At 56.5% G+C, this 19,510-nt stretch carries 17 protein-coding genes; 8 read left to right on the top strand and 9 right to left on the bottom strand.

Annotated features, from left to right (window positions below; all coding sequences use genetic code 11):
* The first annotated feature begins 189 nt into the window (after nt 1-189).
* Nucleotides 190-927, top strand: coding sequence for a tetratricopeptide repeat protein (locus tag V8L73_RS11480; RefSeq protein ID WP_027272895.1), 738 nt, complete (start codon nt 190-192; stop codon nt 925-927).
* 286 nt (nt 928-1,213) lie between these two features.
* Nucleotides 1,214-1,768, top strand: a complete 555-nt coding sequence (locus V8L73_RS11475; protein ID WP_347253036.1) for a YfaZ family outer membrane protein — start codon at nt 1,214-1,216, stop codon at nt 1,766-1,768.
* Nucleotides 1,769-1,836: 68 nt separating this feature from the next.
* Here the strand turns inward: V8L73_RS11475 and V8L73_RS11470 are convergent, their stop codons facing one another.
* The 8 genes from V8L73_RS11470 to araD form a co-directional block, all read right to left on the bottom strand.
* Entirely contained in the window at nt 1,837-2,652 is an 816-nt protein-coding gene (locus V8L73_RS11470) for an ankyrin repeat domain-containing protein (protein WP_347253035.1), read from the bottom strand.
* Between the two features lie 164 nt (nt 2,653-2,816).
* A complete protein-coding gene (locus V8L73_RS11465; RefSeq protein ID WP_027272897.1) occupies nt 2,817-3,710 on the bottom strand; it encodes a sulfite exporter TauE/SafE family protein in 894 nt (297 codons plus the stop codon).
* Nucleotides 3,711-3,719: 9 nt separating this feature from the next.
* Nucleotides 3,720-4,487 (bottom strand): SDR family NAD(P)-dependent oxidoreductase, encoded by a 768-nt coding sequence (locus V8L73_RS11460; RefSeq protein WP_027272898.1) that lies wholly within the window; start codon nt 4,485-4,487, stop codon nt 3,720-3,722.
* A gap of 21 nt (nt 4,488-4,508) precedes the next feature.
* On the bottom strand, nt 4,509-5,372 hold the full coding sequence (locus V8L73_RS11455; protein ID WP_347253034.1) for an NAD(P)-dependent oxidoreductase: 864 nt from the start codon (nt 5,370-5,372) through the stop codon (nt 4,509-4,511).
* A complete protein-coding gene (locus tag V8L73_RS11450; protein ID WP_027272900.1) occupies nt 5,372-6,244 on the bottom strand; it encodes an SMP-30/gluconolactonase/LRE family protein in 873 nt (290 codons plus the stop codon). The genes V8L73_RS11455 and V8L73_RS11450 overlap by 1 nt, the downstream gene beginning before the upstream one ends.
* Nucleotides 6,237-7,121 (bottom strand): aldose 1-epimerase, encoded by an 885-nt coding sequence (locus V8L73_RS11445; protein WP_347253033.1) that lies wholly within the window; start codon nt 7,119-7,121, stop codon nt 6,237-6,239. The genes V8L73_RS11450 and V8L73_RS11445 overlap by 8 nt, the downstream gene beginning before the upstream one ends.
* 1 nt (nt 7,122) lies before the next feature.
* Nucleotides 7,123-7,914, bottom strand: a complete 792-nt coding sequence (locus V8L73_RS11440; protein ID WP_027272902.1) for an HpcH/HpaI aldolase family protein — start codon at nt 7,912-7,914, stop codon at nt 7,123-7,125.
* A gap of 49 nt (nt 7,915-7,963) precedes the next feature.
* The gene (gene araD / locus V8L73_RS11435) at nt 7,964-9,715 is read right to left on the bottom strand and encodes an L-arabinonate dehydratase (protein ID WP_347253032.1); all 1,752 of its coding nucleotides are present in this window, start codon (nt 9,713-9,715) and stop codon (nt 7,964-7,966) included.
* Nucleotides 9,716-9,936: 221 nt separating this feature from the next.
* On the opposite strand from araD, the gene V8L73_RS11430 reads away from it, so the two are divergent.
* The 4 genes from V8L73_RS11430 (at nt 9,937) to amyA (ending at nt 14,871) form a co-directional block, all read left to right on the top strand.
* Entirely contained in the window at nt 9,937-11,664 is a 1,728-nt protein-coding gene (locus tag V8L73_RS11430) for a solute:sodium symporter family transporter (RefSeq protein ID WP_347253031.1), read from the top strand.
* A gap of 12 nt (nt 11,665-11,676) precedes the next feature.
* Entirely contained in the window at nt 11,677-12,705 is a 1,029-nt protein-coding gene (locus tag V8L73_RS11425; RefSeq protein WP_347253030.1) for a LacI family DNA-binding transcriptional regulator, read from the top strand.
* Between the two features lie 49 nt (nt 12,706-12,754).
* Nucleotides 12,755-13,225 carry a hypothetical protein gene (locus tag V8L73_RS11420; protein WP_347253029.1) on the top strand — a complete coding sequence of 157 codons (471 nt, stop codon included), beginning with the start codon at nt 12,755-12,757 and terminating at the stop codon, nt 13,223-13,225.
* 167 nt (nt 13,226-13,392) lie between these two features.
* Nucleotides 13,393-14,871 carry an alpha-amylase gene (gene amyA / locus V8L73_RS11415; protein ID WP_347253028.1) on the top strand — a complete coding sequence of 493 codons (1,479 nt, stop codon included), beginning with the start codon at nt 13,393-13,395 and terminating at the stop codon, nt 14,869-14,871.
* A 68-nt stretch (nt 14,872-14,939) separates the two neighbouring features.
* Here amyA and V8L73_RS11410 read toward each other — a convergent pair whose 3' ends face one another.
* On the bottom strand, nt 14,940-16,040 hold the full coding sequence (locus tag V8L73_RS11410) for a glycerol dehydrogenase (RefSeq protein WP_347253027.1): 1,101 nt from the start codon (nt 16,038-16,040) through the stop codon (nt 14,940-14,942).
* Nucleotides 16,041-16,452: 412 nt separating this feature from the next.
* On the opposite strand from V8L73_RS11410, the gene V8L73_RS11405 reads away from it, so the two are divergent.
* Both V8L73_RS11405 and ilvD read left to right on the top strand, forming a co-directional pair.
* On the top strand, nt 16,453-17,724 hold the full coding sequence (locus V8L73_RS11405; RefSeq protein ID WP_036023040.1) for an MFS transporter: 1,272 nt from the start codon (nt 16,453-16,455) through the stop codon (nt 17,722-17,724).
* A 56-nt stretch (nt 17,725-17,780) separates the two neighbouring features.
* On the top strand, nt 17,781-19,496 hold the full coding sequence (ilvD, locus tag V8L73_RS11400) for a dihydroxy-acid dehydratase (RefSeq protein WP_261830783.1): 1,716 nt from the start codon (nt 17,781-17,783) through the stop codon (nt 19,494-19,496).
* Nucleotides 19,497-19,510 lie beyond the last annotated feature (14 nt).

Here is a 19,510-nt window from a genome sequence, read left to right as displayed (position 1 = left end):
AGGCTTTTTTCTATATTAGGCGCTTTACTCTCCCCTAGAATATGCCAAGAAATATGCAGGCCATCATGGATTATGTTGTTTTATTTTGGTTGCGCACGCGGCGATTGCTATTTTTAATCGCCATCAATTAAAATGGCCGCCGTTTTGTACCACGGACGTTTTCTTTTTATTTTGGCAAGGAGCGCTGAAATGCCCGCTTTATTAATTGTGTTTATTCAAGTCATGTGTGGTATTCATGCCGTAAGAAGCGGGCAGGAGCGATACTGGCTCTATCTAATTATCGGCCTTCCGGGGCTCGGGTGTGCGATTTACGCGCTGGCGGTGATGGTGCCGGACTGGCTCGGCAGCCGCGACGGAAAGCGCCTTATCCGCCACGCTCACGATAAAATTGACCCTGAACGCCACCTGCGCGCGCTGCGAGAAGAGCTGGAGATCGCAGAAACCAGCCAAAACCACCTTCATCTGGCCGACGAGCTGGCTCGCATTGGGCAACACGAAGAGGCCGCCGTTCACTACGGGAAGGCGCTGAGCGGTATTTTTATTACCGATCCTCACATTATGCTCAAGCTGGCGGCGGCGCAGCTGGCCAGCCGCGATGCGCTCGCCTGTCGCAATACGCTTGATGACCTTATCAAACACAATCCCGACTTTATGTCGCCGGACGGCCACCTGCTGTACGCCCGCGCGCTGACGGCTCAGGGGGAGCTTGATAAGGCAGAGGATGAATATCGCGTGCTGATTGACTACTACTCTGGCCCGGAGGCGCGCTTTCGCTACGCGCAGCTGCTAAAGGATAAAGGCGACTTTGCCGGAGCCAAACACCAGCTGGAGACGATTGCGCTTATCGCCCGCCGGTCAAAGCCCCACTACCGCAAGCTGCACAAGGCCTGGCTGGCCAAGGTTAATCAGGAGCTTAAGGCGCTGTAGTTTTATTTACCGCTATTTTTGCCGGCCTATAAAATAAACGGGCCGGCAAAACTCATCCTTATTGCTAAATCTGGCGCAGGCCATTTATATATTTCCACGCGACAAATGTAATAACAGGTTAATTATATTTACACTTTTTTATAACTAGTCCCCCGTCGCGTTAATTGGCTGAATATTATTAACATATCGTGCTGGCCTTTTTTATTTCTTTATTTTCCATTAAAAGAATATGAAATAATTAATTATTCCCGAATCAAGGGTTTCAACAATCACCAAGGAATAATTAATGAAAAAGTCACTTTGTCGCTTAGCCGTCGGCGTTGCGTTATTCACGTCGGCGTCGGCGATGGCTATTAGCGTAAACGGGCAGGTTGGGGAAGATTATTCCAACCTTCAGGTGGGAATGGGAACAGACTCCACGGGCCTGTATTCCACCGTGGACTGGACGCACAACGATGATAACGGCGATATCGTCGGCCTGGGGCTAGGCGTAGGCCTTCCGTTAGGGCCAATGACGATTTCCGTCGGCGGCAAAGGCATGTATTTACGTTCTAAAGACCACAGCGAAGACAGCGACGACTACGCGGCCGCCGTCGGCGGCGGCCTTCGTCTGCCGATTGGCAAGCGTTTTTCTCTACAGGGCTCTGCCTACTACGCGCCGGACTCCCTATCCAGCGGCATTAATTCCTATTCTGAACTGACCGGCGGCGTGCGGTGGGACATCCTGCGGCCCTTTAGCGTTGAAGCCGGCTATCGCTACGTTAATCTGGAAGGAAAAGACGGCAACCGTGATAACGCGATTGTCGATGGCCCGTACTTGGGCGGCAGCGTGCATTTCTAATCTACGCGAATGAGAAAAGCGGCCTGATGGAGACTCCCCGCTGGGCCGCTTTTATTATGGGCAGCGGTTTAGAGATAAAGAATTGGCCTGGCTGAAGCAGATCCATTCCAATAGACTGTCAAGCCTGCTTGGCGAAAGGTTTCGACGATTTGCCGACCGACGTGCTCCATATCTTTATCTGCGCCCTCTGGCGCACCCCAAAACGCCAGAGCCAGCTGGCTCGTTCTCTTGGCGCGGTTCAGATCCTGACGTGTATAAAAACAAAATCCATTGAGCTTTGCTTTTTCCCCGCCTTGCTCAGCGTAAAGCTCGCAGCAGTCGCTGAAGCCATCATCTTGGGTGTAGCCCGCATCGTGCAGCGCGATAATGCCGCTTTCCCGCAGTGATATAAAAACGTCTTCTATACGACGTTGAGCTTCTTTCCACCGTGCGGCCGTCATTTTTACGGACGGAATTTCCGGTTTGGGCTCAGGTATAGGGAAGCTGGTGAGCGCGGAGAGGTATTGCTGGACCTCAGGTGCCATAGCGTTAATGACAATATGCGGGCCGCCGCTGTCAGAATGATAGATATCTGCTTTGGAACCCGCCTCAACCAGCAGGCGAACGGGGGTGAGGAAAGGGGAGAATTCGGCTGCCAGATAAAGTGCTGTCCGACCATCTTTACTCGGTTGTTCTAATTGGCTTCCCGCTCCAATAAGCCGCTGGATAACGGGGGTAATTTGCGCTTCCTCAACCGAGTTTGTCCCCATCGCCGCACATTGAAGTGCGGTAAATCCGTAGTCGTTTACTGCCGTTGGATCTGCACCTGAGCGCAAAAAAGCGTCGACCTGCTGTAAATTTCCTGCTCTGGCGGCCTCGAAAATATCGTTGTGTGTTTTCATCATGCAATCCGTTTCATATGATAGAAACTTATTCCAGCGTCGTCGGAATAAGTTTGCCCATCATATTCCTTTTGCTTAACGAAGGGGAGCGTGGGTAAAGCGTCTGAAGCAGGAAGAGCAAATGGCCCATGAGGATGAGCCATTGGATATACAAATAACTTAAATCATCAAGAAGACTGCTGCGCCCTGGCCGCTTCATCGGCAGCGCGGATGGCGGCGATCTTTTTGCCGAACGCCAACTGAAGGATAACCAGCAGCGCAAATGCCGGAAGCAGCGCGCTCAGTGCGGATATGCCGGTCGCACCCTTGATCAGCATCGCGCCGGAGGCTATCAGCAGCAGGAACACCATAACGCGGAACACCTTCACCGAAATGCGCTTGTGAACGTACTGGCCGACGATCGAGCCTAAAATCATGGTCGGAATGCAGAAAATAACCAGCTTAAAGGTCGAAATCGTCAGTATTCCGCTGGTAGCCAGGCCGCCGACGATGGCGATGTTGTTGGCGGTAAAGAAGGCGTTCAGCGTGCCGCGAAACGCGGCTGGCCCGAGGTTTCTCAGCATGCCGTACATCACCACCGGCGGCCCGTTGGTGGAGAAGGCCGCGCCTAGCGCCCCGGCAATGGCGCCCATTGGGGCGGCAATCCATCGGCGGTCGTAAATGGGCAGCTTCGGAATAAACAGGCTGTAGAACGAATAGAGAATAAGAAAGCCGCCCAGCCCGATTTTCATCATATGGTCAGGCACGTAGGACAGCGCGTACAGCCCCACGGGTATGCCAAGGAAAGAGAACAGGATGAGCACCGCGGCCGACTTCCAGTCCGTTTCTTTACGCGACAGCCAGGTGGCGTAAAGCGCGGTAGCGGTGCCGACGATGACCGACATCGGCGCCGCCATTTTTAACGGCAGCACCATGGTGATGAGCGGCATTGAGGTTAATCCGCCGCCGAAGCCGGCGCAGATGCCCACAAAGGTATAGAGAAACATCACCGCAATGACGATGAGTATGGCGCTGGTTTCCAGCGCAGCGCCGTCGGGCGTAAACAGGTTGAAAAATTCCATATTCACCTCTTAGTTGAGCGACAGGCCTGCGTCGACGATAAAGTCCTGCCCGGTGCAGCCGCAGGACTCCTCAGCGCCGAGGAATAGCGCCAAGCGCGCGCAGTGGGAACCATCGAGGCGAACCTTCAGCGCCTGAAGCTCCATAAACTGATTAACCGCCGCCGGATCGAGCTTGGCCCACATGGCTTCCTGCTTGGGCGTTTTGATCGCGCCGGGCACCAGGCTGTTAACGCGAATGCCGCGCGCCCCCAGCTCCTGCGCCAGCGTGCGGGTAAAGCCGTGAATGGCCGCCTTCGACAGCGAATAGCAGACGCGGCCGGGGCGCCCGCGCATCCAGTTGATTGACCCCATGTTGATGATGCTGCCGGCGCCTTTTTTCTCCATGCCGGGAATAACCGCCTGAATGGCGAACAGGTGGTGGCGCAGGTTCACGTTGATGCGGTTGTTGAAATACTCTTCCGTCAGGTTGTCGATGGTATGGTGATCGTCGCTGCCGGCGTTGTTGATAAGAATGTCAACGTCGCCCAGGCGATCGGCGATAGTTTCAAAACAGGCCTTAAGCTGAGGAATATTGGTGACGTCGCAGAATAAAAACAGGCAGCCCAGCTCAGTCGCCAGCTTTTCGCCCTCGGCCTGATTGAAGTCGAGAAAGGCGACGCGCGCGCCCTGGGCGACATAGGCGCGGACCAGCTCTTCGCCGATCCCGCTGGCGCCGCCGGTGATGGCGACCACCTTATCTTTAAGAGAGCGATAGGTTACGTTTTCGCTGTAGTTCATTTTTATTATCCTTATTGGGCGTTAGGCGTTGTTTTTGACGATTTTGAACGTGGCGCAGAAGTCTTCACCGCCGAGGTGAGACTCCAGCCCCTTGTCATAGACGGACTTCACGACGTTGACGCCGGGGAGGTTTAGGCCAGATTCCTCCAGCATTTTCTTCATGATGTTGACGTCTTTGGCCATATTTTGCAGAGAGAAGGCGGTGCGATAGTCTTCGGCAATCAGGCTGTCTATTTTGCTGTCGAGATAAAAGCAGGTCGCGCCGCCGTAGGAGATGGCTTCACGAAATGCCGATTTGGCAATGTCATAGTGTTCTGCGGCCGTGAGCATTTCGTTGACGGCGTTTTGGATGCCCGCCACCTGTACGTTATGCAGCATCTTCATCACCAGCCCGCGGCCGTTCTGGCCCATGTGGATTTGATTGCAACCCATCATAGCGAGAATCGGACGTACGGTTTCCCACGCCGACTTGTCGCCGCCGACGTAGATCCCCAGTTCGCCCTTAACGGCGGCCGGGACCGACTTCACTACCGGCGCGTCGAGCATGACGGCGCCGGTTTTCGCGACTCTGGTGGCCAGCGCTTCGGACACCGAAGGCTCAATTGTGGACATATCGATAGTGATTTTCCCCTCATGCAGATGGGGGAGCATTTGCTCATAAACGGCGATGACGTGCTCAGAGCGGGGAACCATGCTGATGATAACGTCAGCTCGCTTAGCGATATCTTCAACGGACTCCGCCGCTTGAGCGCCGACCGAGGTCAGCTTGGCGACGGCCTGCGGGCTGATGTCGTAAACCAGAACGGGACCGTCAAACTTGGCGACGACGTTTTTTGACATGGCTTCGCCCATAAGGCCAAGCCCGATAAAACCGATGGTTTTCATTATTCTTTCTCTTTAAATTTAGGTTTATAAGCGCCGGCAACGGCGACGTTCAGCGTAAAAATGGCTCCTGACAGAGGGCGTGCGGAGATCTCTTCCTGCGTCATGTTTTCCCGCGTAGTGGTGATATAAAGCGTCTTCATATCCGACCCGCCGAAGCACACCATGGTCGGGCAGCGTACCGGCAGTCGATGTTCCTCAAGCAGTTCGCCTTCAGGAGAGAAGCGGGCGATGCGATAGCCGTCAAACAGCGCGCTCCAGTAGCATCCCTCGACATCTACCGCCGCGCCATCGGGGCGGCCGTTGCCCGGCTCGAAGATTTTCCATGCCTGCCGCAGGCCCGGTTCGCCCTGATTTAACGGCGTCCGGTAGATAACGTGGTTGGGCGTATCGCTGGTGTACATCCAGTGGCCGTCGGGTGAGAACGCAAGCCCGTTGGCGCCGAGAATGTCGCACTGAACGACGGTGGTTTTCAGCTCAGAATCCACGCGGCAAAGCAGCGCGCCGTTATAGTCTCTGGGCCCCCAGTAGGTGCCTGCGTAGAAGCGGCCAAGCGGGTCGGTGCCGCCGTCGTTAAAGCGGGCAAGCTTCGGGTTGTTGGGGTTATCGCAGACCTTCTGCGAAAGCCGCCCGTCAGCGTCGGCAAGCCAGATGCTTGAGCGCATAGCGACGATAAAGCCGCCGCGTTCGCGCAGTGCAAAGCAGCCGACTTCTTCTTCAAACGTCAAAACCGAATGGCGGCCATCCGCAGGCCAGTAGCGGTGGATCTGCTTTTTCAGTATGTCGGTCCAGTAAAGCGACTGGCTGTCGGCGTCCCAGATGGGGCACTCCGGCAGCTCGCCCTGATAATCAAAAAGAACGCGGGGTTCATTCATCGTCGGACATCCTTATGGTCATGCGAAGGCAAAGCGCGTCGCCGGGGTTAACTATGTCCATCGCCCGCTCATCGTCGTCGGAGGAAAACAGGTTGATGGCGTTATTGATGTGGCTTACCGGCTCAATCGCCACGACGTTGCGCTCTGGGCCGGGAATAAAGAAAACCGCGTTGCTGACGCCGGGAGCCGTCAGCGTCGCGCTAAAGCCCCGGCTGGGCCAGCGTACGGCAGCTTCGCCGTTCCAGCCGCAAAAGCAGTTGTCGACCGAGCCGTGTACCGGCGTCCTGAACTCTTTATAGTCCCACTTTTCCGGTACGGCGATTTCTTCCTTTGGAAGGCTCGCTTCATCGTTGAGCCAAACGCGCTCAGCAGGAAAGCGCACCTGACTTTCCGCCGCGTTGGCGAAGAAGGGATGAAACCCCAACCCGGCCGGAACCGGGCCTTCGGAAAGGTTCCGGTAGCAGAGCGCTATCGTCAGGGCGTCGTCCGTCAGCGTAAACCGCTGCTCGGCGCGCCACGGCCAGGGCCAAGCTTCGGATGCGGCGCGTTCCAGACCGATAACAATGTCGCTGGCCGTTTCTTCCACCACTTCCCACGTAGACTGCCAGCCGATGCCGTGAACGGCGTGCGGGCTGTCGCCAAAGTTCCTGACGAGCCTGTGCCGCTGGCCCGCGAAGGAGAACTGGCCGTCAGCAATGCGGTTTGACCAGGGAACCAGCGGGTAGCTGCCGCACAGGTTGGCGCGCTTTTCGCCCGCCGGGTCGAACGGGCGCAGAACGTCGTGACCGCGCCAGCGCAGCCAGGCGAGTGCGCCGCCCAACTCAGGGGCGACGGCGATGCTGACGTTTCCACGCGAGCGTTCAATCACGCGCGTCATGCTAGTAGACCTCGCCGCCGGCGATGTGCAGTTTCTGGCCGCGTATGGCCGCCAGCTGCTCTTTTGCACGGCTCAGCAGGAAGCTCATGTCGGAGGCCAGCGCGACGTAGGTAAAGCCCATTTGCTGATATTTGTTCGCCAAATCCGGATTGCCGCCGACGATGCCGCAGGGCTTGCCGAGGCGGATACAGGCGTCGAGCCCGCGCTTTATCATGGCCTGAACGTCAGGGTGAGACGGGTTGCCCGGGTGACCCATAGCGGAAGAAAGGTCGCCGGGGCCGATGAAGAAGCCGGTAATGCCGTCAATCGCGGCGATGGCGTCAACGTTGGCGATGGCTTCCGGCGTTTCGAGCTGGAGAATCAGGCACAGTTCGTCGCGGGACTCTTTAACAAAGTCCGGATTACCGCCCCAGCAGGACGCGCGATGCATAGCGGCGAATCCCCGCTTGCCGTAAGGAGGGTAGTAGGCGGACTCTACGGCCTTTTTAGCTTCTTCCACCGTGTTGATAAAGGGGATCATCAAGGACATCGCTCCGCCGTCGAGCGCGCGCTTTATCAGCACCACGTCGTTGCCCGCCAGGCGATACAGCGGCGTTGTCGTTGCGCTGACGCTGCGAACGGCGCGGTCGATGCGGATGGCGTCCAGCGTGTCTACCGCCACGTGCTCCTGATCCAACACCAGAAAGTCAAAGCCGACCGTCGCCATCGCTTCGGCGACGGTGTCGCTGCCCGTCATCATCCAGGTGCCGAGCATGCGCTGGCCGGAGGTAATTGCGCGTTTGAAGTTGTTCATTATTGCTCCTTAAAAAAGGGTTCTTTAAAACAGGTTCTTTAAAACGTTTTTAAAAAATAGGCGGTTCAGGGATGTCGCTGCCTGACTGCAGGAAGTCGAAGTCACAGCCTTCGTTCGCCTGGGTGACGTGCTGTTGATACAGCGCCGCCCACGAACGGCCAAATACCTTATGGGTGACTTTCAGCGCGCTGCGTCGGCGGGCAAGCTCGTGCTCGTCGACCTGCATGTTCAGCGTGCCTGCGTCAATGTTTAGCTCAATCAGATCGCCCGTTTGCACCAGCGCCAGCGGCCCGCCGACGGCGGATTCCGGCGCGACGTGCAGAATGCAGGTGCCGTAGTGAGTGCCGGACATCCGCGCGTCGGAAATGCGCACCATGTCGGTCACTCCCTGCTGCAACAGCTTTTTCGGGATCGGCAGGTTGCCCCATTCCGGCATGCCGGGCGCGCCTACTGGGCCTGCGTTGCGCAGAATGATGATGGTATCTTTGGTGACGTCCAACTCAGGATCGTCGATGCGGTCAGAGAGTTCCTGGTGGGTATCGAAAACCAGCGCCGGGCCCGTATGGTGGCGCAGCTGCGGGCTGGCCGCCGAGGATTTCATCACCGCGCCGTCCGGGCACAGGTTGCCGCGCAGCACTGCCAGAGCACATCCCTGAGACAGGGGAATAATCGGATTATCAAGGTCGCGGATAATGTCATCGTCGTAGCAGTCGGCGTCTTTAATCCACTCTTCGACGGTGTGGTTGGTCACGCCCCGTGCGTTGCGATGCAGGAACCGACCGACCTTTTTCAACTGCGCCATCAGGCCGCCGGCAAAGAAGAAATCGTCCATCAAGGCCCGACCGGAAGGGAACAGGTTGGCCAGCACCGGTACTTTGCGGGCGATGTTTTCCATATCTTCAAGGGTGAGCTGAATGGACGCGCGGTTCGCCATGGCGATCAGGTGAATCGCCGCGTTAGTGGAACCGCCCAGCGCCATATAGGCGACGATGCCGTTAAGGAAGTTTTCTTTCGTTAACCAGCGGGAAGGCTTATGGTCGTACCACACCATGTCGACGATGGTATGGCCGCACTGGGCCGCCATCTGCGGGTGGCGGCAGTCCGCCGCGGGTATTGAGCTTGCGCCGGGCAACGTGAAGCCCATGGCGTCGGCGATAGAGGTCATGGTGGACGCCGTGCCCATCGTATTGCAGGTGCCGATGGAGCGCGTCATTGCGCCTTCCAGCTCAATCCAGTCGTGCTGCGTGATGGAACCGAGGCGAAGCTGGTCCCAAAACTTTTTGGTGTGGGTTCCAGCGCCGGTGATTTGGCCATGCCACTTGCCGGTAGTCATCGGGCCTGCCGGGCAGAAAATGGTGGGGATATCCATCGACAGTGCGCCCATCAGCAGCGCAGGCGTAGACTTGTCGCAGCCGCCGAGCAGCACGACGCCGTCGATGGGATGCTGCCTGAGCAGCTCTTCGGTTTCCATCGCGAGAAAGTTGCGATACAGCATGGTTGTGGGCTTCACCATCACTTCGCCCATGGAGAGGGCGGGCAGCTCAACGGGGAATCCGCCCGCCGCCCAGACGCCGCGCTTCACTGCTTCAGCTCTTTCGCGCAGGTGGGAGTGGCAGGCGCTCATATCGCTCCAGGTGTTGATGATGCCGATGACCGGTTTGCCCATAAATTCTTCACGTGCAAAGCCCATCTGTTGAGTGCGCTGCCGGTGAGCGAAGGCTCTGATTGTCTCAGGGGTATACCATCGCTGACTGCGCAACTGAGAGACTTCACGGCGCGTTAAGCTGTCCTTGTTGAACATCGTTGACTACCTTTAATCGGTTTAAATTCGCTATTACACTAATATCGTAGCGCTACGATAGTCAACGAAAATGATCCGCGTTATGTGATCGATGTCTTGATTTTCATTTTCGGTCTTCGCTTTTTATCTATCTGCGTCAAGTTTTTGAGACATCGGCTCTATTTCCCTATATAAGGCTGTGTAATAGTAAATTAATAACGTATTCATCAAGGGCGTTTGCTATGGAAATGCTGTTTTCTATTGTCACCTTTGTTCTTTTTCTTTTGTTCGTAGCGCTATATTCATATCGAAAGACAAAGGGAATATCGGAATCTGGCGTGGAAGGGTTCTTTCTGGCGGGAAGAGGGCTTAGCGGCTATTTCATCGCCGGTTCTCTGCTGTTGTCTAACCTGTCGGCTGAGCAGCTGGTGGGGCTTAACGGTAACGCTTACCGCTTTGATATCAGCGGGATGGCGTGGGAAAGCACAGCGGCGGTGGCGACGATCGTCATGGCGGTTTTCTTTCTTCCGCGCTTTTTGCGCCGCGGGCTTACGACCATGCCGCAGTTTCTGGAAGAGCGGTTTGACTACAATACCCGTCGGATAGTCAGCGTGATGCTGCTGGTGGGGTACGCGCTGATGGCTAACCCCTGCAGCCTGTATCTCGGGGCGATTACCATGAATCAGCTGTTTGACTTCCAGGCGTTTTTTAACATTCCGGACTGGAGCGCCATCGGCATCCTGGCGTTTGCGATGGGGGCGATTGGCGGGCTTTACGCCACGCTCGGCGGGCTTAAGGCGGTCGCGATATCCGATACTATCAGCGGGCTTATCTTGCTGTTTGCTGCGATGCTGGTGCCGGTTTTGGGGCTTTTTGTACTCGGGGACGGCTCTTTTATGGCGGGAGGGAGAACGCTTTTAAGCCACCCGGAACAGCTTAATGCGATCGGCTCTGAAACCTCTTCCGTTCCTTTCAGCACTATTTTTACCGGCATGCTGTGCGCCAACATGTTTTACTGGTGTACCAACCAGATGATCATTCAGCGCACGCTGGGCGCAAAGTCGCTGGCGGAGAGCCAAAAGGGCGTCCTGCTGGCAGGAAGCATCAAGCTGTTGGTGCCTCTGGCCATGGTGCTGCCGGGGCTTATCGCCTTTAACATGTTTGGCCCCGTTTTTACCAACGCCGACTACGCCTATCCCGCGCTGGTTAAAGCGGTATTGCCATGGTGGCTTATCGGCATGTTCGCCGCCGCGATTTTCGGTACGGTTATCAGCCATTTTAACTCGGTGGTTAACTCAAGCGCGACGCTGTTTGTGATTGATTTATACGGCCCGCTGACGGGATGTCGTGATGAGAAAAAGCTGGTGCGCATGGGGAAGATAGCCTCGTTGGCCATTTCCCTGATTTCCATCGTGATTGCGCCACTGCTGCTGCACACGCCGAACGGAATTTTTGACCTGATGCGGCACTTTACCGGCTTCTACAATATTCCGATTATCACTATCGTACTGGTCGGCTTTTTGACGCGGAGCGTCCCTGCGCTGGCGGCAAAATGCGTGCTGATTTTCCACATCGTTGTCTATGGCCTATACACCTTCGCCGGGCTGGACAAATTGATTCCACTACATTTTATTCATATTATGGGGATCCTGTTCGTTATCGAAGTATTGATGATGCTGCTGATTGGCAGATTTAAGCCTCGTACCGCCTCTGAGCCGGTTCATCCACCGGCCAAGATCCCGATGCAGAAGTGGCGATACGCGGAACCGATTTGCGTTATCATGATGGCAGCGCTAATCAGTATCTACATTACACTGTCTCCGCTTGGCTTGGCCGAAAAGAACGGTATCCCCGAAAGCTTTGGCTATCTCCTGGCGGCCGTTTGGGCCGTGGCGCTGGCCGTGATTTTTGGATTAGCGCGCCGTAGCCGTCGCTTTCAGCAGCGACCCATAGTGGAAAGTATTGAATAGTGCGGAAGATAAATGCGTCAAAGATCGCGCCAGAATATAAAACTTGATGATGTCGCTCTTAAGGCCGGAGTGTCCCCCTCTACGGTATCGCTCTATATTCGACAGCCTGAGCGCGTATCGGAAAAGACCGGGAAGAAAATCCAGACGGCGATAGACGGCCTTGGCTATGTGCACAATAAAATCGCGAGCCAGTTCACCGGCGGGCGCAGCTGCAACATGGCCGTGGTGGTGCCGTCGCTGGCGAACATTTTCTTTAGCCACGTTATTCAACGCATTGAGTCGACGGTGAGCGAGCGCGGCTTTCAACTTTCTATCGCCTCTCACGACCACAGCCTCGATAAGGAAGAGGAGCAGATCCGCGCCATCCTGCAGTGGTCGCCGGCGGTTATCGCCATCGCCGGCGCCGACCACAAGCCTTCGACTCTCAAAATGCTGCATAACAGCGGAGTACCCGTAGTGCAGATGTGGCAGGTCAACGGCGGCGATTTTGCAGCGCAGGTGGGTAACAACCACGAGCATATCGGTTACTCCGCTGCACGATATCTGCTTGACACCGGCTGTGCGCAACTGGCCTATTTCACCACCCGATTTGACGACGATATCCGCGCGCGCGTGCGCTATGAGGGATTTTGCCGGGCGCTGGAGGAAGAGGGAAAAAGGGCGCTGCTGGTCGACATTCCTCGCTCGGAAAATATCTGGCAGGCTAGCCGGGAAACGCTGGTAAAAACGCTGGTGAAGGAGCGCGGCATTGACGGTATATTCTGCACCAGCGATGCCATTGCGACGGCGCTGTTGATGGAGGCTCAGGACCGGGGCATTTCCATCCCTGGCCAGCTGAGCGTTCTCGGCTACGGCGACTTCCCGTCCAGCGCCTGGCTGTCGCCGATATCCCTTTCCAGCGTTAACCTGAACGCCGACGTCATCGCAACGCGAACCGCCGACATGATGCTGAAAATGACGCAGGATTCATCGTACCAAGGGGAAATCGTCGACGTCGGATTTGAGATTATGCCGCGGGGGAGTACGCGGCTGCCGTTTTAGCCTTACTGTACGTTCAACTGTAAACAACGTTAGATTAGGAAGATCCGTGATGAAATATGATGATGCATCTTGGCACTACGAGGGAGATTACCCGGCTGACCTGGCGCCGGAATGTGCGGCGGTCCATATCGGGATGTTTCTTAAATGGTGCATACGCAACGGCTTTGCTTCGAATGACCTAAAAGAGGACTGCGAAGACGAGATCCAAAAAGTGATGCAGGGAGAAATGACGGGCGCCCAGTTTTTAATTGATATCTGCGATGAGAAACTGTTGGATGAAGATCTGTCAGAGACAGGCATCGCGTTTGCCAATGATTACTATGAAGACGGCACTGAGTTTGGAAAGAAATATAGCTATTTCATCGGCGATTTTTGCGACGTATTTAATGAAAAGGCAGAGAAGGGCGGATTTGAGTACGATTCTTTGTATCATGTTGAAGATACGGATGAAAACTATGCGCTGATGGCAAAAAAGATAGACGAACGTTTTCAGCAGTGGGCGGCGTTTAAAAAAGGTTAGATTCCGTGGCTGCAGCTTGTTTATATAGGCGCCAAGAAATAATAAATATCATTAAGCCATGGCCCACTATTACGTCGGGCCATAGCTTCATCGTCCCTCTTTTTACATATTTCCCCATTTCGCGGCTAGGCTTTAAGTTAAAGCCTGTTCTTTAACGGAGTCGCAAGATGGAAAATCCAACCCTGCTGCAGTTCTTTCACTGGTATTACCCCGAAGGCGGCAAGCTGTGGCCGGAAGTGGTCGAGCGCGCCGAGTGGCTGGCGCAGACGGGTATTTCTATGGTGTGGCTACCGCCGCCGTACAAGGGCGGCTCCGGCGGCTATTCGGTAGGGTATGACGCCTATGACCTGTTCGATCTCGGCGAGTTTGACCAACGGGGCTCTGTCGCTACCAAATATGGCGACAGGGCGCAGCTGATCGATGCCGTTTCAGCGCTGAGGGCGCACGGGATCGGCGTTTTGTTGGACGTCGTTCTTAATCACAAAATGGGCGCAGATGAGAAGGAAGCGGTTAGGGTAAACCGCGTGAATCCGGATAATCGGGAAGAGATTGACGACGAAGTCATTGAGGCTGAAGCCTGGACGCGCTTCACGTTTCCCGGCCGCGGGGGAAAGTATTCGCAGTTTGTCTGGGACTATCACTGCTTCAGCGGCGTTGACCATATTGAAAACCCTGATGAAAACGGCGTTTTCAAAATCGTTAACGACTACACGGAGGAAGGCTGGAATACGGAGGTTGATGAAGAGCTGGGCAACTTTGACTATCTGATGGGCGCTAACGTCGATTTCCGTAACTATGCGGTCAGCGAGGAGCTTAAATACTGGGCTCGCTGGGTAATGGAGCAGGTGCCGTGTTCCGGCTTCCGGCTGGATGCGGTCAAGCATATCCCCGCCTGGTTTTATAAAGACTGGATCGAGCACGTTCAGGCGGCGTCAGAGGAGCCTAAGTTCATCGTTGCCGAGTATTGGTCCTTTGAAACCGACAGGCTTCAGCAGTACATCGACCAGGTCGAGGGGAAAACCATGCTGTTTGATGCGCCTCTGCATATCAATTTTCACCAGGCCTCGCTTCAGGGGCGCGACTTCGATTTGTCCACAATCTTTGACGGTTCGCTGGTTGCCGCCGATCCGTGGCACGCCGTGACCATCGTCGCCAACCATGACACTCAGCCGCTGCAGTCTCTCGAAGCGCCGGTGGAACCCTGGTTTAAGCCGTTAGCCTACGCGCTGATCCTGCTGCGCGAGCAGGGGGTACCGACGGTGTTCTATCCCGATCTGTTCGGCGCCAGCTACGAGGGCGCCGGAGGCGATGGCGAAACCTATAAAATTGATATGCCCGTCATCGCCGAGCTGGAAATCCTGATATCGGCGCGGCAGCGCTTCGCTTGGGGCGTGCAGACCGACTATCTGGATCACCCGAACTGTATTGCCTTCACCCGCAGCGGCACGGAGGATAAGCCGGGATGTGTGGTGGTGATGTCCAACGGCGATGACGGGGAGAAAACGATCCCGATGGGGGAGCACTTCTCCGGAAAAAGTTGGTATGACCTGCTGGGACATCGTCAGGAAAAGGTCATTTGCGACGGCGAAGGAAAGGGGGTTTTTACCTGCAATGACGCCAGCGTGAGCGTGTGGGTGGCGGAGTAGAGCGGCAGCAGAAGTTCGTCATATTGGCCCGGCGTAACGCCGGGCCTTTGCTTTATGGCGCGCGCGCCTTAACGTATCGCTTTGCGTCTGCATCCTTCTGCGTCGGCGGCGCGCAGGGCGGCCAGCACGCTATTAGGCGTCACTTCATGCGGCTCGTTGTGCATGGTTTCTCCCTGCTGGCAGGAGGCCTGCGCCACTTTCATTAGGTCGTCGTCGCTGACGTTGGCAAGGCCGATGTCAGCCAGCGTTGTCGGCAGGCCGACGTCCTGACAGAAGCGGTAAACCGTATCGATAACCTCCGGTTCGCGGTCGGTCAGCATTAGCATCGCCAGCGTACCGAACGCTACCTTTTCGCCGTGCCAGTAGCCGTGGGTTTGCGGTAAAACGGTCAGGCCGTTGTGGATGGCGTGCGCCGCCGCCAGGCCGCCGCTTTCAAAGCCCAGGCCGGAAAGCAGCGTGTTGGCTTCAATAACGTGCTCCAGCGCCGGGGTGACCTTCTGCTGCTCGCAGGCGGATTTGGCCAACACTCCGTACTGCAACAGCGTATCGTAACAGAGCCGGGCCAGCCCGAAGGCGGACATCGGGCCGGGGCGGCCGGTCATGTTGCCCGCCATTTTTATGCGGCAGTCTTCCGCCTCAAACCAAGTGGCCAGCGCGTCGCCGATGCCGGAGATTAAAAAGCGCACCGGCGCCTGGGCGATAACGGAAGAGTCAACCACCACTACGTCCGGGTTGCGCGGGATCATCAAGTAGCGCTTGAACTGCCCCTGTGCGGTGTAGATAACCACTAAAGAACTACAGGGCGCATCGGTGGACGCCAGCGTCGGCACGATGGCGATGGGGCGCTTGAGCGACGCGCCGGTCGCTTTGGCGGTGTCCAGCGTTTTTCCGCCGCCGATGCCGACGATAACCTCTGTGCCGTAGGACTGAGCCAGCGCTGATATACGCTCGATTTCCTCATCGGAACATTCGCTGTTGAACACTTCAACGCGGTAGTCGATCTTTCCCTGTAGCGCCTTGTCTATGGCCGCGCCCAGCTTTTGGTGAACGACGGGGTCCTGCAACACCAACGCTTTTTTGCCCAATCTCAATAACTCATCGGCCAAAGAGTGCTCTATTGCTCCTGCGCCCTGTACGTAGCGGCCGGGGAAAATGGCGGTCGTGATCATAACGTCTCCTTAAGATTAACTGTGATTCTGTATATGGAACAATTGTTCTATATGTAGATCTATATTTCACCCTTCATCAGGAAGCGTCAACCGAAAAGGAAAATTTTGCGACAGAGAGCATGTTTTAGAAGTGATATAAAATATTTTCATTTAAATCATCGTGTTATGATTTTTAAGAAACAGAATTCCAATATGTTGGATGGATTCAGCGTTTACAGCATGAGGCAGCTCACAGTTATTCAACTTTCCGTTATGCGGTGATTGACACGCGAAAGAGATGAGATGAAGATTGTTTTATATATAGAACGATAGTTCTGTATATGGAACGAAATCTCGAAAGGGATAAGACAATGAGTAAAACGATGCGTTTCCCTGTTAAACATTTAGCGGTTGAGCCAAGGAACATTATTAAATGAGCACAGATTCCAATAAACCCGTAGGGAAAGGTCGCTGGATGCACATCATCCCGGCCACCATTCTCGTCTATATCGTTGCCTATATGGACCGCACCAATATCGCGATCGGTATTGCCGGCGGCATGGATAAAGATCTCGGCATGACGGCTTCCTTCGCCGGGCTGGTCGCCGGGATATTCTTTATCGGCTACATTTTCCTGCAAATTCCCGGCGGCCACATCGCCGAACGCTACAGCGCCAAAAAGTTTATCGCCTGGACGATCGTCGCCTGGGGCGGCTTTGCGCTGTTAACCGGTTTCGTACAGAATCAGACCCAGCTTCTGATTATCCGCTTTATCCTCGGCGTCGCGGAAGGCGGCGTGTATCCGGCGATTCTGGCGCTGATAGGCCACTGGTTCCCTAACGAGGAGAGGGCGCGCGCGATTGCCTTCTTCCAGATGAACCTGGCAGTGGCGTCTATTATCACCGGTCCGCTGTCCGGCTGGCTTATCGAGCTGCACGGCTGGCGCGAAATGTTCATCATCGAGGGCGTACTTTCGCTGGCGCTGCTGTTCGTGTGGATGCCGATGGTGTCCGACCACCCCCATCAGGCCAAGTGGCTTGACCCTAAAGAGCGCGAGTGGATTGAGCGTAAGCTGGCGGAAGACAAAGCCAACGCCGCCGTAGACGACAAGGCCAGCATCAGCACCGTCATTCGCAGCGTCAACCTGTGGAAGCTTATCGGCATCTACTTCTTCGTTCAGGTCGGGTTCTACGGCTTTGCCCTGTGGATGCCGAACCTGATTAAAAACCTGACCGGCAGCGGCATGACGATGGTCGGCGTATTGACGGCAGCCCCTTACGTGCTGTGCATCTTCGGCCAGTACTACATCGCCAAATGGTGCGACAAGACGATGAACCGCCGCCTGTATACGGCCATTCCACTGCTGGGCTTCGCCGTCTGCCTGACGCTGTCGCTGGTGATGAAAGACAGCATCTGGGTTTCCTACGGCATCATGGTGCTGTGCGGCTTCTTCCTGCAGGCCTACGCCGGCCCGTTCTGGACGCTGCCGCCTTTACTGTTCCCGTCCAACGTTCTTGGCGGGGTGCGCGGAAGCATCAACGCGCTGGGCAACCTCGGCGGCTTCATCGGCCCGTATCTGGTTGGCCTGTTGACGATGACCGTCAGCCAGAATGCCGGCATGTTCGTACTGGTTGCCGCGCTGCTTATCGCCAGCGGGCTGCTGTTTACCTTACCCGCCATTACGGCGCGCCCGCCCAAGCAGTAGCGGTCGGCCAATAAACACTGTCGTGATTGAATAAATCAGAAAGAAGGAATAGAGCAATGAAACAAAAATGTCAGGGCGCCCGCGACCTCTGGTCCCAATTAGATGCGCTACGCATGGGCATGAACTACAGCAAGGAAGATACGCAAAAGCCGCAGGTGCTGATTGACGACTGCTACGGCGAAAGCCATCCGGGCAGCTTCCATCTGGGCGAGTTAGGGTATGAGGCGGTGCTGGGCGTCCACGAGAGCGGCGGCCGCGCGGTGCGCCACCACGTCACCGACATCTGCGACGGCTGGGGGCAGGGCCACGACGGGATGAACTACATCCTCGCCTCCCGCGAAGCCATCGCCAACATGGTGGAAATCCACGCCTCGGTGGTGCCCTATGACGCCGCGGTGCTGATTTCCAGCTGCGACAAATCCGTGCCGGCGCACCTGATCGCCGCCGCGCGTTTGGACATGCCGCTGGTGCACATTCCGGGCGGCTCCATGCGGCCCGCGCCGAATATGAGCACCTCCGATCTGGGCGGCCTGACCGCCAAGCTAAAGAAGGGGGAGATCGGCGTCAGGCAGGTTGAGGCGCACCAGCAGTGCGGCTGCCCGACCGCAGGCGCCTGCCAGTTTATGGGTACCGCCAGCACCATGCAGTGTATGTCCGAAGCGCTGGGGATGGCCCTGCCGGGCAGCGCCATTATGCCGTCCACCATGTCGGAGATCCGCCGCGTTTCCCGCGCCGCGGGCCATCAGGCCATGTTCCTGGCCGAGAAGGGCATTACCAGCGGTAAGATCCTGACCCCGGCGGCGTTTGAAAACGCCATCAAGGTGCACGCGGCCATCGGCGGCAGCACCAACGCGCTTATCCACCTGCCGGCCATTGCCCACGAGCTGGGCTGGGAGCTTAAGCCGGAAACGTTTGACCGCATTAACCACGACATCCCGTATCTGACCAACATTCAGCCGAGCGGCGAGTACGTCACCGAGCTGTTCTGGTTCGCCGGCGGCGTGCCGATGATCCAGTGGCTGCTGCGCGACAAGCTGGATCTGGACGTGATGACGGTCACCGGCCGTTCTCTGGGGGATAACCTGGAGATGCTGCAGCAGTCCGGCTTCTTCGAGCGCAACCGCGGCTATCTGGCCAACCACCGAGTGGCGCCGGAAGACGTGATAAGACACCCGGAGTCCGCGACCAAGAAGGGCTCTATCGCCATTCTGAAGGGCAACATCGCGCCGGACGGCGCGGTTATCAAATACGCCGCCTGCCGCGCCGACATGCATCAGCACACCGGCCCGGCGAGGGTGTTCGATTCGGAAGAGGGCGCACAGCAGGCGATTATCAACAACCGAGTTGAGCCGGGCGACGTGCTGTTCATTCGCTACGAAGGGCCAAAAGGCTCCGGCGCGCCGGAAATGCTGATGACGACCGATGCCATCGTCTATGACGCACGCCTTGACGGCCGCGTAGCGCTAATTACCGACGGGCGCTTCTCCGGCGCGACCAGCGGCCCGTGCGTTGGGCACGTTTCGCCGGAAGCGGCGGACGGCGGGCCGATTGCGCTGGTGGAAGACGGCGATCTGATCGAGATGGACGTTCCCGCGCGCCGCCTGAACGTCGTCGGCGTGAAGGGCGAGCGCAAGACGCCGGAAGAGATCGAGGTCATTCTGGCCGAGCGCCGCACGCGCTGGGTGCAGCCGGACTACTCAAAGCGCAGAGGCATCTATAAGCAGTTTACCCAGCGGGCCGCGTCCCTGATGGCGGGCGCCTATACCAGCTAGTCGACTGGCGATAA

It is taken from the genome of Leminorella grimontii, assembly GCF_039789245.1.
Classification (GTDB): Bacteria; Pseudomonadota; Gammaproteobacteria; order Enterobacterales; family Enterobacteriaceae; genus Leminorella; species Leminorella grimontii.
Note: the sequence above shows the minus strand (reverse complement) of the source record. Positions and strands in the feature narration are given on the sequence as shown.